The following is a 14,397-nucleotide window of genomic DNA, read 5'->3' on the forward strand; positions in this document are numbered from 1 at the left end:
TGGATAGCAAAGAATATTACCATTGCGGCGCAGTGCCTTATCCCTCCCCCTTGTGGGGAGGGTGGCCGGCCGTAGGCCGGTCGGGTGGGGTGGCGACACGGCAAGATCTCGTCGTCACGCATCCGGATTGTGGTCGGCCTCCGAATTCCGCAAGCGCCGTTTCTGTGGCTACCCCCACCCGACCCGGCTTCGCTACGCTTCGCCGGGCAAGCCCGGCTTCGCCACGCTCGCCGGGCCACCCTCCCCACAAGGGGGAGGGATTCGCTTGCGGCGGCTTCACGTTTTCAAATGTGATCGCGTGAGTGGGACGAGCCTTGATGCTTATTGACTACCTCGCGTCTCCGCGAGCTCAGGCCTTCGCCGCGGCTACGCCGCCTTCGCCAGCATCGCATCGACTTCCGCCCTTGTCGGGCAGGCAAACGCGCCGCCGGGGCGGGTGCATTTCAGGGCGGCGGCGGCGGAGGCGAAGCGCAGGGCTTGGGGGATCGGCTGGCCCTGGGCGAAGGCGACGGTGAAGCCGCCGTGAAAAATGTCGCCGGCGCCCAGCGTATCGACGGTGTGGACCGGGAATGCCGGGGTCTCCTGGAACTGCCCCTCGGTGTCGAGCCACAGCGTGCCCTTGGGGCCGCGAGTGACGGCGACGAAAGCGTGGGTCAGGGCCGCGACTTTCTTCAGCGCGCCTTCGTCGCTGGCGGTGCCGGCGGTGGCGTGCAGCGCCTCGGCGGAGAAGATCAGATGCGTCGCCGCGGTCAGCAGGCCCTCGCTCATCGACATCGCATTGTCGACATCGACTACCACCGGAATGCCGCGCCGCGTCGCCTCGGCGCATAGCGGCGTGACGAAGCTGGCGCAGCGGCTCTCGGTGAGAATGGCATCGCAATTGGCCAGCAGCGCGTCGGAATCGGGCAGCGCGACCTTCCACAATTCGGGATCGCGGAAGGTGACGATGGTGCGCTCGCCGGAGGGATCGACCAGCACCGCCGAGATCGGCGTCACCAGGCCGGGCATGTGGACCAGGCCGCTGGTGTCGATGCCTTCCTCGCCCAGTTTGTCGAAGATGAAATGCGCGGCGGCCTCGTCGGCATCGCCCATCGGGCCGCACATGCTGGCCTGGCCGCCGAGCCGGGCGATGCCGATCGCGGCGTTCATCGCATTGCCGCCGCAGATTTCGCCGAACGAGCTGGCGCCGATCTTGGAGCCGCGCCCCGGCACCGCCTCGATCCGGAAGGTGAGGTCGCGCACCGGAATGCCGATGCACAGAATGCGGGGCTTGCTCTTGGTCATGATTGCGGCTCCAGCCAGCGGCCCACCAGATGATGCGCGATCGCGAAGGGATGCGGCCCGGTGAGGCCGTCGGGATGTTGACGCTTGAGCATCAATTCGGTTTCATCCCGGCTGAACCAGCGCGCGTCTTCGAGCTCGGTGAGGTCGACCGTGATGTTTTCGCTGGTGGCGGTCGCGGTGCAGCCGATCATCAGCGAGGAGGGATAGGGCCAGGGCTGCGTCATGTAGTAGCGCACGTCCGAGCACAGGATGCCGGATTCCTCCAGCACCTCGCGGCGCACCGCGTCCTCGATAGTTTCGGCGGCCTCGACGAAGCCGGCGAGGCATGACCACATCCCGGGGGGAAACTGCTTCTGCCGCCCCAGCAGGCATTTGTCGCCATAGGTCACCAGCATGATCACCACCGGGTCGGTGCGCGGAAAATGCTCGGTCTTGCAGGCCGGGCAGTCGCGCTTCCAGCCGCCTTGCGACATTCCGGTGCGGGCGCCGCAATTGGCGCAGAAGCCGTGGCGCTGATGCCAGCTCACCATCGATTTCGCCATCGCGATCGCGGATAATTGCGCCGGCGGCACCGCGCCCTGCATCGCCATGCCGCGCAGCTCGGTGACGGCGGCGTCGGTGCGGGTCAGCAGTTTTTCAACCGCCGCGGCGCCGATCCCCATGCCGAACACCGGGGCGCCGTCGCGCAGCCCGAGAAAGATGGTTCCCGGATTGGCGCCGAGTGACAGCGCCTCGTCGATCGTCAACAGCGCGCGCGGGCCGTCCGCATCGTGCTTCATCACCAGCGAATCGCGATGCACCACATAGGCGCGGGCGTTGCTTTGGCCCTCCATGGCGAACAGTTTCGAATCGTCGCCACGCAGATGCGCGGCGCGATCCAGTACATTGGTGACAAAGGCCGGCTGGCCGAGCGGGAAGCCATTGATGGTCATGCTGTCACCCTAGCCAGATTCGGCGGCGCAATTCACTGATGAAAGTCTGAACTTCCTCGGGGTCGTGCGCCAGCGGCGGCATCACCCCCCAGACCGGGCGCGGCCAGGCGGCGTCGCTGGAGCGGCGCGCGATCACATGGATGTGGAGCTGCGGCACCAGATTGCCGAGTGCTGCGATGTTGAGCTTGTCGCAGCGGGTGACCTCCTTCAGCGCGCGCCCGACGCGCGACATCTCGGTCATCAATTGCGCCTGCTCGACCTCGCCGAGGTCAATGATCTCCATGGCGTCGGCACGGCGCGGCACCAGTAAGAGCCAGGGATAATGCGCGTCCTTGATCACCAGCACCCGGCACAGCGGCAGGTCGCCGATGTCGATGGTGTCTTTTTTCAGCTGTGAATTCAACGACCAGTCGGCGGATGCGGCGGACATGTCTGTTCCAATCGATCACGGCAAGGCGCGCGGCGCGCCGGCTCGGCGCCAGCGGGGCGGCGAAACGGCGCAGCTTCGGGGCGCGCTTTACCACACCAAAGGTCGTCGCCGCCACGCTTGCATTCCGGCGCTTTTCGATCCAAATAAGGGCCGGGAGATTGGCGGTGGACGAGCCACTCGCCAACCGGGTCAGGTCCGGAAGGAAGCAGCCCTAACGAGGTCCGGATCGGGTCGCTCGTCAGTCTCCTACTTTGCTTTGAGCGTCCGTGACGCTCTCGACGGTCGGCCATGGCAATCTCGCGCCCGAACCGGCCCCGGCTCTGTCGGGCGAGTTCCTAAGGGGGCCCGCCGATCGGCCAAGCGTCGCCTGCAATAGTCGCGTGAACACTCGCCTGACACGCCCGAGCAATTCCGCAATCCGGCTTCGAAAGACATGCAATTGCGGACCGATCGATGACCGAGGCTGGCACACCCGCAATTCCGTCGACCGCTGCGGCCGATCCCGATTCGTCGGGGTTCGACACCGGCGCGGCCGCGGCCGGCAAGCCCTATCGGGTGCTGGCGCGCAAATATCGTCCCAATAGCTTCGACGATCTGATCGGCCAGGAGGCGATGGTGCGCACCGTCTCCAACGGCTTCGAGACCGGGCGGATCCCGCAGGCCTGGATTCTGACCGGCGTGCGCGGCGTCGGCAAGACCACCACCGCGCGCATCCTGGCCCGCGCTCTGAATTATCAATTGCCCGACGGCTCGATCAAGGGGCCGACCATCCACATGCCGGTGCCGGGCATTCATTGCCAGGCGATCATGGAAAGCCGGCACATGGACGTGCTGGAGATGGACGCCGCCTCCCACACCGGCGTCGACGACGTCCGCCAGATCAATGACAGCGTGCGCTATGCGCCGGCCAGCGCCCGCTACAAGGTCTACATCATCGACGAAGTCCACATGCTGTCGACGGCGGCGTTCAACGCCTTCCTGAAGACGCTGGAGGAACCGCCCGAGCACGCCAAATTCGTGTTCGCCACCACAGAGATCCGCAAGGTGCCGGTGACGGTGCTGTCGCGTTGCCAGCGTTTCGATCTGCGCCGGGTCGAGGCCGACGTGCTGATGGCGCATCTGGCCAATATCGCCGCCAAGGAAAATGTCGAGGTCGAGCCGGAGGCGCTCGGCATCGTGGCGCGTGCCGCCGAGGGCTCGGTGCGCGATTCGCTGTCGCTGTTCGACCAGGCGATCGCCCATGCGGCCGGCACCGTGCGCGCCGACGCGGTGCGGCAGATGCTGGGGCTGGCCGATCGGACCCGGGTGATCCATCTGTTCGACGCGCTGGCGCAGGGCGACATCGCCGCAGCCTTCCAGGAATTCCGCGAGCAATACGACACCGGCGCCGACCCGATCGTGATTCTCAGCGACCTCGCCGAATTCGTCAATTTCGTCACCAGGGTCAAGATCGTCCCCGCCACCGCCGAGAATGTCGCCTTCGGCGAAACCGAACGGCTGCGCGCGCGCGATTTCGCCGGCAAGATGTCGATGCGGGTGCTGTCGCGGATGTGGCAGATGCTGCTCAAGGGCATTACCGAGGTGCAGGGCGCCACCCGCCCGGCCGCCGCCGCCGAAATGGTGCTGGTGCGGATCGCCTATGTGGCCGATCTGCCGACGCCCGACGAGGCGATCCGGATGATCGAGCAGGGCGGCGGCGGAGCTTCGGCATCCGCGTCGTCGGCGGCGTCGAGCAGCGCAGGCACGCGCGGCAGTTCGTCCTCGACGTCCGCGGTGTCGACGATGCCATCATCTCCGCGCGGCATGCCGATGGCGCGCGGCAGCGCCGAAGCGGCGCAACGTCCGCAACACAGTGCGCCGGCGGCCGAGCCGCAAGCCGCCGCGCTGACCATCACGACGTTTCCCGAACTGGTGGCGCTGGCGGCGGAGAAGCGCGACCTGATGACCCGCGCCGCGCTGGAAGCCGACGTTCGCCTGGTCCGGATCGAGGACGGCCGGCTCGAACTGGCGATGGAGCGCAGCGCCTCGCGCACTTTGATCAACGACCTGTCGCGCAAGCTGGAACAATGGACCGGGCGGCGCTGGACCGTGATCGTGTCCAACGAGGCCGGGCAGCCGACGCTGCGCGCGCAGAACGAACAGCAGAAGAACGAACGCGAGCGCGTCGCGGAATCCGATCCGCGGGTGCAGGAAGTGCTGGCCCGCTTCCCCGGCGCCAAGGTGCTGGAAGTGCGCCGGCTTGCCCCCGAGCCGCCGGAATCCGATGTCAGTGCTGACGACGCCGCCGAATCATTCGACAACGACGACTAGAGTCTGGTCCATTGACATGGCATCGCATGCACCGCGCGCACTGCTTCACCTCTCCCATTGGGAGAGGTCGGATTGCGAAGCAATCCGGGTGAGGGGTTGCGGCTTCACGATAGACCGTAACCCCTCACCCCAACCCTCTCCCCATGGGAGAGGGGGCGCGCTTCCGGTGTTGCAACGCTTCAATTTAATCTATCAGGCTCTAGAACGATCAACGACATCTCTCCAAGAAGGAATCGATCATGGCTGATTTTCTCGGCATGATGAAGCAGGCGGCGCAGCTGCAATCGAAAATGAAGGCGATGCAGGAAGAGCTCGATTTGATCGAGGTCGAAGGCCTGTCCGGCGGCGGTCTGGTCAGCGTGCGGATGACCGCCAAGATGGAAGTCAAGGCGATCAAGATCGACCCGTCGCTGATGAACGCCGACGAGCGCGGCGTGCTTGAGGATCTGCTGGTCGCGGCGCTGAGCGACGCCCACCGCAAGGCGGAAGCCGCGATGCAGGAGAAGATGCAGGCGCTGACCGGCGGATTGTCGCTGCCGCCGGGGATGGGCCTCGGCTAAATGGCCATTGCGGTTGCCGGCCCTGAGATCGAACGCCTGATCCAGCTTCTGGCGCGGCTCCCCGGACTGGGGCCGCGCTCGGCGCGGCGCGCGGCGCTGCATCTGATCAAGAAGCGCGAGGCCTTGATGGCGCCGCTGGCGGCCGCGCTGCAGGTCGCGATCGAGCGGATTCAGGTCTGCAATATCTGCGGCAATATCGACACGCAAAATCCCTGCACGGTGTGCACCGATCCCAGGCGCGATCGCTCGATCATCGTGGTGGTCGCCGACGTCGCCGATCTGTGGGCGCTGGAACGCGCATCCGCCACAAACGGCCAGTATCACGTGCTCGGCGCCACGCTGTCGCCGCTCGATGGCGTCGGCCCACAGGATCTGACCATCGACGCGCTGGTGGCGCGCGCCCATGCCAGCGAGGTCACCGAAATCATCCTGGCGCTCAACGCCACGGTCGATGGCCAGACCACGGCGCATTACATCACCGACCTGTTGCAGGAGGCCGGCGTGAAGATAACGCGGCTGGCGCATGGCGTGCCGGTTGGCGGCGAACTCGACTATCTCGACGAAGGCACGCTGTCGGCGGCGATGCGGCAGCGGACGCTGTTTTGACAAAACGACTTGAAAGAGGACTGATGACGCGACCACAACTGAACCGATCGATCGTCTGGGCTGCGGCACTGTGTGTGACGACCGCGCTCGCCATAGGACAAAGCGCCAAGGCGCAAGCCGCGGCTTCCGCCGCGCCGACCTTGATGAAGATCGGTGACATTCTCAGCGGCGAACTCAACGTGATGCGGACCCGCGCCGGCGGCGGACGGCGGGTCAACACCTTCCAGCTGGTCAGCGAGCCGCGCCGGCTGCCGCCGCCGAACGGGCTGTGCAATCTTGAGACCGGGCCGGAGACGTTTGAGATCGTCACCGCCAACGACGCCGAGTCCAAGCAATTGAAGCGGCTGACCGGCAAGAAAGTCTCGTTCAAGGTCAAGGAAGTCGCCTGCGCCCAGAAGGCCGGTCAGATGAGCGAAGCCATCGTGACCAAATGGAGCGTGGTGGGGACGCCGTGATGCCCTGCTGTCATCGCCCGGCTTGACCGGGCGACCCAGTATTGCAGAGCGTGCGCGCCCTGCTATCGACATTGAGGCTCTGGGATACTGGGTCCCCCGCTTTCGCGGGGGATGACGGTTGTGCCGCCCCGTCCCGCTACACCCGCACCGGACCCAGCTCGGTGAAATGGCCGCGGCGTTGCAGCCACGCCAGCAGGATCAGGCTCGGCACCGCGACCGCCACGCAGATCACGAAGAACGCCGGCCAGCCGGTGGTTTCCGCCACATAGCCGGCGCCCGACGACAGATAGGTGCGGCCGACCGCGGCCAGCGCGGTCAGCAGTGCGTATTGGGTCGCCGTATGCAGCGGATTTTTGCACAGCGCAGACAGGTAAGCGACGAAGATCACGGTGCCGATTGCGCTGGTGAAATTCTCCGCGGTGATCGCAGAGGCCAGCGCCCATTGGTTGACGCCGACCAGCGCCAGCCAGGCGAACGACAGATTGGCGAGCGCCTGCAGGCTGCCGCCGATCCACAGGCTGGCGGCCAGCGTATAGCGCCGCGCCACATAGCCGCCGGCAAAGCCGCCGATCAGCGTGGCGGCCAGCCCGACGCCCTTGACGATCGCCGCGTAGTCATTGCGGGAAAAGCCGAGGTCGATGACGAACGGTGCCGTCATGGTGCCGGAAAATGCGTCGGTGAATTTGAACAGCACCACGAAGCAAAGCGCCGCCCAGGCATCCTTGCGCGCCAGGAATTCGGCGAAGGCGCCGACCGCGGCGCGGCTGACGCGGACAAAAGCGCTCTCGCCGCTGGTTGCGGCTTCGGCGCGGGCCGATTGCTCCGGTTCGGTGGCGAGCAGCGCCGTGAGCGTGCCGATCAGCACCATCGCCGCCATCGTCACATAGCCCCACATCCAGGCCGCGAGCCTGGTCTGCCCGGTGCTCTCATAGGCGCTGACCAGGAACAGCGCGCCGGCGGTTGAGATCAGCATGCCGATCCGGTAGGCCGCCACATAGGAGGCCATGCCGGCGGCCTGCTCGCTCTCCGGCAGGCTCTCGACGCGAAAGGCATCGACCACGATGTCCTGCGTCGCCGACATCGCCGCCACCAACAGCGCGCCGAGCGCCACGAACAGCGGCGCCTTGGCCGGATCGGTCAGCGCCAGCAGCAGGATCGCGCCGATCAGCAGCATCTGCGAAAACACCAGCCAGCCGCGGCGGCGGCCGAAGCGGCGGGTGAATAGCGGCACATGCAGCGCATCGACCAAAGGCGCCCAGAGGAATTTCAGCGTGTAGGGCGTGCCGACCAGCGCGAACAGCCCGATGGTGCCGAGATCGACGCCGGATTCCCGCATCCACACCAATAGCGTCGAGCCCGACAGCGCCAGCGGCAGCCCCGACGAAAAGCCGAGGAACAGCACGATCAGCACCCGCGGCTGCAAATAGACGGTAAGCGCCTCGCGCCAGCTGGCGCGCGGCTTCGGCAAGAGACTCTGATCGGGCAGGGCGTCGGGGGAGTTTGTCATTTTGCAGTGCTAGCAGATTCGAATGGCGGGAGGCATCGGCTGCAATAATTTACCGTCATCGCCCGGCTTGAGCGGCGACCCAGTACTCACAAAATTCAACGGTTGGGGCGCGGGCTTTCTACGTCTCCATTCTCGCCAGCCGCATTGGCGGGGAGACCGGCACCACGCGGGCCAGATAGGCCTTCTGGACGATATCGGCGAAGTCGTCATGGATCTCGGCATAGACCGATTTCTACGGCACGAACATCAGGGCGGTGTCCCTGGTCTCGCCCGGGATCAGATATTTGCCGGCGATATCATGGACACGCCGCATCTCCATTTACAGCGCACCAAATTGGCGATGGCTTCCCGGTCTCCCACAGGGCATCATGCCGCACGGCCCGCCTCGCCCGCGCCGTGTTTCCGGTCGCCCGCACCACGTCACCCAGCGCGGCAACGCTCGGGCGCGAACCTTCTCCGGCGACGACGACGATGCGCCGAACCGCGTAGCCGAAGATAATCAAATGCACTGTCCCCGTCATTCTGGATTGGAAGCGGTGGCCAAGGTTGAGGCGGGGCGCCCCAATGAAAATCTTGATGTTCGGCAGAGGCGTGATTTCGGTGCTTTACGGGTGGGCGCTCGAAAAGGCTGGTCACACTGTTGAATTCTACGTCCGTCCGGGCCGCGCGGCGCAATACGGCCCGACCGTGACGCTTGAAATACTCGATGCGAGAAGATCGATCCTTGGCAAGCGCGTCAACGAGGATTGGGCAATCCACATGCGCGAGGATTTGCCCGCCTATCATGACTACGACCTGATCCTCGTGAGTGTGCAGCATTACCACTTCGAGAACGCGGCGGCGTTTCTCGGGCCGCGTGTCGGCAAGGCGACGGTGCTGGTGTTCAACAATCTTTGGGTCGAGCCCACGACGGCGGCTTCACGCCTTCCCGCCACGCAACTGGCGTGGGGATTTCCTGGAGCGGGGGGCGGCTTCAGCGCCGACGGGGTGCTACGCGGTGCGCTGTCCGGCAAGGTTACCTTTGGGACCTTTCTCACCGACCCCAGTCAATGTGAGATGGCCGTACGGGGAGCGTTTAAGAAGGCTGGATTTGCTATCGTCGAGCAACGAGACTTCCGCAGTTTCCTGTTCGTGCATTTCGCGCTCGATTGCGCCGTGGAGACCGAGGCGCTCAAATCCGGCTCGATGGCGGGCGCGTTCGCCTCCGGCCGTCACCGCCGCGGCGCGATTCTGAACATGCGGGAACTGATGCCGCTTCTCGCGGCACGCTCGGTCGATCTGAAAAATCAATCAAGCAAATTGGCTCCGTTTCGCCTACCCATCTGGCTGGTTGGCCCGATGATGGGATTTGCTTCGAGGCTGGTCCCATTGGTTCGTGTACTGCTCGACAGCCACTCGAACATCGAGGAACTGCGTTCGACCTGCCGCGATGTGCTCACCGAGGCGCGACGCCTCGGCGTGAACCTGCCGCGGCTCGAGGGCGCTTCGTCGCTTTTCGAAAGCACCGGCCAAGAGTAGACGCAGCTATTGCTGATGCCATTGCGCAGCCTGCCTGCCGTGCGGCATCGTAGCAAGGATGATCGCGCGAACGCTTTGCCTCTATTCCCCCGCCTGCAGCTGGCGCGGAAACAGTGCCGGAATATCGATGCCATCGCCATCGTTGTCATGGTCACCGTCATCGCCGTCAGCTCGGGGCGCGAGCGGCGCCAGCGCGGGCGCCTCGGCCTTGCTGAAATCCATTTCCTCGATCCGCTGGGCGCGGCGCTCGATCTTGTCGGCCGAGATCAGGATCTGGCGGACGTCCTCATTGGCCTGGCCGAAATGGGCCTGCAGCTTCAGCACCCGGTCGCGCAGCCGGCCCAGATCGTCGCCGAGGCTGAGCACTTCGGTGCGGATCTGGTCGGCGGCGTCGCGCATCCGCGCGTCCTTGAGGATCTGCTGCATCACCTGGATCGCCAGCATCAGCAGCGACGGCGACACCAGCACAACGCGGGCGCGATAGGCCTTCTGGACGATGTCGTCGAAGCCGTCATGGATCTCGGCATAGACCGATTCCGACGGTACGAACATCAAGGCGGTGTCCTGGGTCTCGCCCGGGATCAGATATTTGCCGGCGATGTCGTTGACATGCCGCATCACGTCGAGCCGCACCCGTTGCGCAGCGAAGCGTTTTTCCTCATCGCCGCAGGCGGCGTGCAGCGCGGTGATGGCTTCCAGCGGAAATTTGGCGTCGATGCAGAGCGGCCGCTGGTCCGGCAGGAACACCACGCAGTCCGGCCGCTTGCCGCTCGACAGCGTGAATTGGAACGCATAGGCGCCCTTCGGCATGCCGTCCTGCACGATGGCTTCCATCCGGGCCTGGCCGAAGGCGCCGCGCGATTGCTTGTTGGACAGCACATCGCGCAACGTCGTCACCTCGGCGGCAAGATCGGTCAGGTTCTGCTGCGCGCTGTCGATGATGCCGAGCCGCTCATGCAGCACCCGCAGGCTGTCGAGGGTGTGGCGGGTGGAGTGGTCCATCGATTGGCCAACCCGATGGGTCACGCTGTCGAGCCGCTCGGTCACCGCGCGCGCCATCTCTGCCTGCCTGCCGGCCAGCGCCGTGCCCATCGCGTCGACCCGGCCGGTGGCCTCGTGCTGCGCCCGCATCATATAGGCCAGGCGCTGCTCCAGCTCGGTGGCGCGGACCGCCTGAGCCAGCGCGGCGTCGCTGCCGCTTTGCATGAAGCGGGCGACTGCCACGGCGATCGCCACCAGCAGCAGCAGGACGAGCAGCGCAAAGGCCGCGGCCGCCACGCCGGTCGAAACCGGCCAATCGCCGAGATAGAACAGCGTCTCATTCATTTCAAAAGCATAGCAGATTTGGCACGCGGGCGAACGAAGAGGGAACGTTTGTGGTTAACCGGAGGTAAATTTTGATGGTTAACGGCCGTTAAGGCGTCCGTCGTCGTACCGGATTGACCGCGGCAATCGCGCGGCTTAAATCGCCGCCATGGCCCTTCGTGAAATCATCATTTTGCCCGACAAGCAGCTGCGGCTGATCTCCAAACCCGTCGCCGAGGTAACGGCGCAGATCCGCAAGCTGGCCGACGACATGTTCGAGAGCATGTATGACGCTCCGGGCATCGGCCTGGCTGCGATTCAGGTCGCCGAGCCGGTGCGGCTGATCACCATGGACATCGTCCGCAAGGAGGGCAATGGCCAGAGCGAGCCGCGCGCCTTCATCAATCCGGAGATCGTATCGTCGTCCGAGGAGATGAACGTCTACGAGGAAGGCTGCCTGTCGATCCCGGAATATTACGCCGAGGTCGAACGCCCGGCCCGGGTGCGGCTGCGCTATACCGACCTCGACGGCCAGGTGAAGGAAGAGGACGCCGATGGGCTGTTCGCCACCTGCATCCAGCACGAGATCGACCACCTCAACGGCGTGCTGTTCATCGATCACCTCTCGATGCTGAAGCGCCGGATGGTGATCAAGAAATTCGAGAAGGCGGCAAAGCACGGCATCAAATACGTCTGACTGGTTTGACCGGCCGGCACCGGTTTGATATCATTGATATCAACGCTGGAGGCGCCGATGCCTGACCTGTTGATCAGAAACCTCTCAACACAGCTGAAGGAGCGGATCGAGCGCCAGGCGCGGGCCTCGGACACGAGCCTGTCGGAAGCCGCCAAGGCGCTGATCGAAAAAGGCCTCGGCCCCTCTGAGCCGCCGCGCCAGCTCGGCACTGAGCTCTTTAATCTCATCCCGCCCGAATATCGCAGCGATGATCTGGTCTTTGAAATTCCGGACCTGCCAAGCGATCCGCCCGATTTTTCATGATCCTTCTCGACACCAATGTCGTCTCGGAGGGGTTTCGAGCCACGCCTCATCCGGCTGTCCGCTCATGGATGGATGCGCAACCGCATGAAACGCTCTTCATCTGCGCGCCCGTTCTCGCGGAAATCCGTTTTGGCATCGCGCTGCTGGGGCCTGGCGCACGACGCGACCTGTTGCAGGCTGGCGCCGACCGGCTGGAACAGAGCCAATATCTGGGTCGAATTCTATCGTTCGATGCCAGAGCGGCTGCAGCCTATGGGCAGCTCGCCGCCGACCGTCAGAAGCGGGGCAAGCCTGTCGGATTGATCGACGGTCTGATCGCAGCAATTGCCATCTCGCATGGGGCCGATATAGCAACGCGCGACGCATATGGTTTCTCTGAGCTGGGTTTGAATGTCATCGATCCCTTCGCATTCACCCCGTAGCCATTCTGGATTGCATTGCCCATGTCCCTTCGCCTGATTTTCATGGGCACGCCCGATTTCGCGGTGCCGACGCTGCTGGCTTTGGCCGGCCATGGCCACGACATCGTCGCGGTCTACAGCCGCGAGGCCAAGCCGTCGGGACGCGGCATGAAGCTGCAGCCGACGCCGGTCGAGCAGGCGGCGCGCCGGCTCGGCATCCCGGTGCTGACGCCGAAGACGCTGAAGACCCCGGAGGTGCTGGCGGAATTTGCCGCCTTCAACGCCGATGCCGCCGTCGTCGTCGCCTATGGGATGATCCTGCCGCAGGCCATTCTCGATGCGCCGACATTCGGCTGCTACAATCTGCACGGCTCGCTGCTGCCGCGCTGGCGCGGCGCGGCCCCAATCAATCGCGCCATCATGGCGGGCGACGCCGAGTCGGGCGTGATGGTGATGCAGATGGACGCCGGGCTCGATACCGGCGACGTCGCGATGGCGGAGCGGATCACGATCACCGACGCGATGACCGCTTCCGATCTGCACGACGCGCTGGCGCCGCTCGGCGCCGACCTGATGGTGCGGGCGATGGGGGCGCTGGAACGCGGGCAATTGCGACTCGCCAAACAGAGCGAAGCCGGCGTCACCTATGCCGCCAAGATCGACAAGGCCGAGGCGCGGATCGATTTCACCAAACCGGCGGCCGCGGTGTTGCGGCATATTCACGGGCTGTCGCCGTTTCCCGGCGCGTGGTGCGAATGGCCGATCGAAGGCGAGGCGGTGCGGGTCAAGATCCTGCGCTGCGAATTGGCGAAGGGCGCGGGCGCGCCCGGCGATCTGCTCGACGACCGGCTCACGATTGCCTGCGGCGACGGCGCGATCCGGGTGCTGCAATTGCAGCGCGCCGGCAAGCAGCCGATGCAGGCAGCGGATTTTCTGCGCGGCACACCGCTGAAGCCGCCGCTGCGGGTGTGCTAGAGATGGGACGATTGGCCGGTATCGCAGCCATGCTGTCACCGCCCGGGCGATCACGGTGGATGGTGCGGCGGCGCGTGATCTCGCGCCGTCATGCGCGGGCTTGACCCGCGCATCCATCCGGAAAACAACACTTGCCCGATTGATGGATTGCCGGGTCAAGCCCGGCAATGACAGCAGACAGATCATCGCCAACCATGCCGCGCTACAAGCTCATCATCGAATATGACGGCGCGCCCTATTGCGGCTGGCAGATTCAGCGCAACGGCCCCTCGGTGCAGGCCGCGCTGGAAGATGCGGCGCAGGCGATCTGCGGCGAGTTCGTCCGCATCAACGGCGCCGGCCGCACCGACGCTGGGGTCCACGCGCTGGGCCAGGTGGCGCATTGCGACGTCGCCAAGCCGCTGGTGCCGGGCCGGCTGCGCGACGGGCTCAACGCGCATCTGCGGCCGCATCCGATCGGGGTGCTGAGCGCCGAGATCGTGGCCGATGATTTCGAGGCGCGGTTCTCGGCGGTCAAGCGGCACTACGTCTATCGGATCAGTAACCGGCGGGCCAATCTGGCGCTCGAGATCGGCAAGGTGTGGCGGGTGGCGAAGCCGCTCGACGTGGCGGCGATGCAAGAGGCCGCGCAGCTTCTGGTCGGCAGGCACGACTTCACTACGTTCCGCGACACCGAATGCCAGGCCAAATCGCCCGAAAAGACCCTCGATCAGCTCGACGTGGTGCGCGACGGCGACAATGTCTCGATCGTCACCTCGGCGCGCTCGTTCCTGCACAGCCAGGTGCGCTCGATGGTCGGCTCCTTGGTGTGGGTCGGCGAAGGCCGCTGGCGCGCCGAGGATCTGGCCGCCGCACTGGCGGCGCGCCGCCGCTCCGCCTGTGGCCTCGTGGCGCCGCCCGAAGGGTTGTATCTGGTCCGGGTGGATTATTGAGCGGCGCGGCGCGCCGCCCGAAGGGCTTTATCTGGTGCGGGTGGATTATTGAGGCACGCGCGAGGCCCAGCGTCGCAGACCCCGCTCGGTCATTCCCGGGACGCGCCGCCGCACGCTCCGCTCGGTCATTCCGGGGCGCGAGGCCGATAGGCCGAGTGAACCCGGAATCTTGCAACGGGCAC

Annotated in this window: 15 protein-coding genes, 1 other RNA gene and 1 pseudogene; 11 read left to right on the forward strand and 6 right to left on the reverse strand. The window is 65.4% G+C overall.

What is annotated here, in order from left to right; genetic code table 11:
• Positions 1 to 366 precede the first annotated feature (366 nt).
• From RBJ75_RS22520 to RBJ75_RS22530, 3 genes are read right to left on the reverse strand one after another with little or no spacing between them, the layout of a single operon-like run.
• A complete protein-coding gene (locus RBJ75_RS22520) occupies positions 367 to 1,284 on the reverse strand; it encodes a sugar kinase (RefSeq protein ID WP_044411129.1) in 918 nt (305 codons plus the stop codon).
• Positions 1,281 to 2,216 carry an NAD(+) diphosphatase gene (gene nudC / locus RBJ75_RS22525; protein WP_044411126.1) on the reverse strand — a complete coding sequence of 312 codons (936 nt, stop codon included), beginning with the start codon at positions 2,214 to 2,216 and terminating at the stop codon, positions 1,281 to 1,283. The genes RBJ75_RS22520 and nudC overlap by 4 nt, the downstream gene beginning before the upstream one ends.
• A 4-nt stretch (positions 2,217 to 2,220) precedes the next feature.
• Positions 2,221 to 2,646: an HIT domain-containing protein gene (locus RBJ75_RS22530; protein ID WP_044411123.1), complete on the reverse strand. Its 426-nt coding sequence runs from the start codon at positions 2,644 to 2,646 to the stop codon at positions 2,221 to 2,223.
• A gap of 153 nt (positions 2,647 to 2,799) precedes the next feature.
• On the opposite strand from RBJ75_RS22530, the gene ffs reads away from it, so the two are divergent.
• The 5 genes from ffs (at position 2,800) to RBJ75_RS22555 (ending at position 6,577) form a co-directional block, all read left to right on the forward strand.
• Positions 2,800 to 2,896: signal recognition particle sRNA small type (gene ffs, locus RBJ75_RS22535), an RNA gene on the forward strand.
• Positions 2,897 to 3,099: 203 nt separating this feature from the next.
• Complete coding sequence (locus tag RBJ75_RS22540; RefSeq protein WP_044411120.1) at positions 3,100 to 4,956, forward strand: DNA polymerase III subunit gamma/tau; 1,857 nt, start codon at positions 3,100 to 3,102, stop codon at positions 4,954 to 4,956.
• Positions 4,957 to 5,195: 239 nt separating this feature from the next.
• Positions 5,196 to 5,516, forward strand: coding sequence for a YbaB/EbfC family nucleoid-associated protein (locus RBJ75_RS22545; protein ID WP_044411117.1), 321 nt, complete (start codon positions 5,196 to 5,198; stop codon positions 5,514 to 5,516).
• The gene (gene recR, locus RBJ75_RS22550) at positions 5,517 to 6,122 is read left to right on the forward strand and encodes a recombination mediator RecR (protein WP_044411114.1); all 606 of its coding nucleotides are present in this window, start codon (positions 5,517 to 5,519) and stop codon (positions 6,120 to 6,122) included.
• 23 nt (positions 6,123 to 6,145) lie between these two features.
• Positions 6,146 to 6,577 (forward strand): hypothetical protein, encoded by a 432-nt coding sequence (locus tag RBJ75_RS22555; protein ID WP_044411113.1) that lies wholly within the window; start codon positions 6,146 to 6,148, stop codon positions 6,575 to 6,577.
• A 136-nt stretch (positions 6,578 to 6,713) separates the two neighbouring features.
• On the opposite strand, the gene RBJ75_RS22560 is transcribed toward RBJ75_RS22555, so the two are convergent.
• Both RBJ75_RS22560 and rmuC read right to left on the reverse strand, forming a co-directional pair.
• A complete protein-coding gene (locus RBJ75_RS22560) occupies positions 6,714 to 8,084 on the reverse strand; it encodes an AmpG family muropeptide MFS transporter (protein ID WP_276156329.1) in 1,371 nt (456 codons plus the stop codon).
• A gap of 124 nt (positions 8,085 to 8,208) precedes the next feature.
• Positions 8,209 to 8,397, reverse strand: a pseudogene (gene rmuC, locus RBJ75_RS22565) (DNA recombination protein RmuC); the annotation flags it as partial.
• Between the two features lie 251 nt (positions 8,398 to 8,648).
• Here rmuC and RBJ75_RS22570 point away from each other — a divergent pair.
• Positions 8,649 to 9,602 carry a ketopantoate reductase family protein gene (locus tag RBJ75_RS22570; protein WP_044412333.1) on the forward strand — a complete coding sequence of 318 codons (954 nt, stop codon included), beginning with the start codon at positions 8,649 to 8,651 and terminating at the stop codon, positions 9,600 to 9,602.
• An 81-nt stretch (positions 9,603 to 9,683) separates the two neighbouring features.
• Here RBJ75_RS22570 and RBJ75_RS22575 read toward each other — a convergent pair whose 3' ends face one another.
• On the reverse strand, positions 9,684 to 10,928 hold the full coding sequence (locus RBJ75_RS22575) for a DNA recombination protein RmuC (protein ID WP_080901051.1): 1,245 nt from the start codon (positions 10,926 to 10,928) through the stop codon (positions 9,684 to 9,686).
• Between the two features lie 148 nt (positions 10,929 to 11,076).
• Here RBJ75_RS22575 and def point away from each other — a divergent pair, with 148 nt between their 5' ends.
• The 5 genes from def (at position 11,077) to truA (ending at position 14,215) form a co-directional block, all read left to right on the forward strand.
• On the forward strand, positions 11,077 to 11,604 hold the full coding sequence (gene def, locus RBJ75_RS22580) for a peptide deformylase (RefSeq protein WP_044412329.1): 528 nt from the start codon (positions 11,077 to 11,079) through the stop codon (positions 11,602 to 11,604).
• A gap of 57 nt (positions 11,605 to 11,661) precedes the next feature.
• Positions 11,662 to 11,907 (forward strand): hypothetical protein, encoded by a 246-nt coding sequence (locus RBJ75_RS22585; protein WP_044412326.1) that lies wholly within the window; start codon positions 11,662 to 11,664, stop codon positions 11,905 to 11,907.
• The gene (locus tag RBJ75_RS22590) at positions 11,904 to 12,329 is read left to right on the forward strand and encodes a type II toxin-antitoxin system VapC family toxin (protein ID WP_044412323.1); all 426 of its coding nucleotides are present in this window, start codon (positions 11,904 to 11,906) and stop codon (positions 12,327 to 12,329) included. The genes RBJ75_RS22585 and RBJ75_RS22590 overlap by 4 nt, the downstream gene beginning before the upstream one ends.
• Positions 12,330 to 12,350: 21 nt before the next feature.
• A complete protein-coding gene (fmt, locus tag RBJ75_RS22595; RefSeq protein WP_044412320.1) occupies positions 12,351 to 13,283 on the forward strand; it encodes a methionyl-tRNA formyltransferase in 933 nt (310 codons plus the stop codon).
• A 194-nt stretch (positions 13,284 to 13,477) separates the two neighbouring features.
• Positions 13,478 to 14,215 carry a tRNA pseudouridine(38-40) synthase TruA gene (gene truA / locus RBJ75_RS22600; protein ID WP_044412317.1) on the forward strand — a complete coding sequence of 246 codons (738 nt, stop codon included), beginning with the start codon at positions 13,478 to 13,480 and terminating at the stop codon, positions 14,213 to 14,215.
• Positions 14,216 to 14,397 lie beyond the last annotated feature (182 nt).

The sequence above is a fragment of the Rhodopseudomonas sp. BAL398 genome, assembly GCF_033001325.1.
Lineage (GTDB): Bacteria > Pseudomonadota > Alphaproteobacteria > Rhizobiales > Xanthobacteraceae > JARJEH01.

Bases quoted from the DNA above. Each gene is read 5' to 3' on its own strand.
- RBJ75_RS22520 (WP_044411129.1), bottom strand. From the start codon at position 1,284: ATGACCAAGAGCAAGCCCCGCATTCTGTGCATCGGCATTCCGGTGCGC.
- nudC (WP_044411126.1), bottom strand. From the start codon at position 2,216: ATGACCATCAATGGCTTCCCGCTCGGCCAGCCGGCCTTTGTCACCAAT.
- RBJ75_RS22530 (WP_044411123.1), bottom strand. From the start codon at position 2,646: ATGTCCGCCGCATCCGCCGACTGGTCGTTGAATTCACAGCTGAAAAAA.
- RBJ75_RS22540 (WP_044411120.1), top strand. From the start codon at position 3,100: ATGACCGAGGCTGGCACACCCGCAATTCCGTCGACCGCTGCGGCCGAT.
- RBJ75_RS22545 (WP_044411117.1), top strand. From the start codon at position 5,196: ATGGCTGATTTTCTCGGCATGATGAAGCAGGCGGCGCAGCTGCAATCG.
- recR (WP_044411114.1), top strand. From the start codon at position 5,517: ATGGCCATTGCGGTTGCCGGCCCTGAGATCGAACGCCTGATCCAGCTT.
- RBJ75_RS22555 (WP_044411113.1), top strand. From the start codon at position 6,146: ATGACGCGACCACAACTGAACCGATCGATCGTCTGGGCTGCGGCACTG.
- RBJ75_RS22560 (WP_276156329.1), bottom strand. From the start codon at position 8,084: ATGACAAACTCCCCCGACGCCCTGCCCGATCAGAGTCTCTTGCCGAAG.
- RBJ75_RS22570 (WP_044412333.1), top strand. From the start codon at position 8,649: ATGAAAATCTTGATGTTCGGCAGAGGCGTGATTTCGGTGCTTTACGGG.
- RBJ75_RS22575 (WP_080901051.1), bottom strand. From the start codon at position 10,928: ATGAATGAGACGCTGTTCTATCTCGGCGATTGGCCGGTTTCGACCGGC.
- def (WP_044412329.1), top strand. From the start codon at position 11,077: ATGGCCCTTCGTGAAATCATCATTTTGCCCGACAAGCAGCTGCGGCTG.
- RBJ75_RS22585 (WP_044412326.1), top strand. From the start codon at position 11,662: ATGCCTGACCTGTTGATCAGAAACCTCTCAACACAGCTGAAGGAGCGG.
- RBJ75_RS22590 (WP_044412323.1), top strand. From the start codon at position 11,904: ATGATCCTTCTCGACACCAATGTCGTCTCGGAGGGGTTTCGAGCCACG.
- fmt (WP_044412320.1), top strand. From the start codon at position 12,351: ATGTCCCTTCGCCTGATTTTCATGGGCACGCCCGATTTCGCGGTGCCG.
- truA (WP_044412317.1), top strand. From the start codon at position 13,478: ATGCCGCGCTACAAGCTCATCATCGAATATGACGGCGCGCCCTATTGC.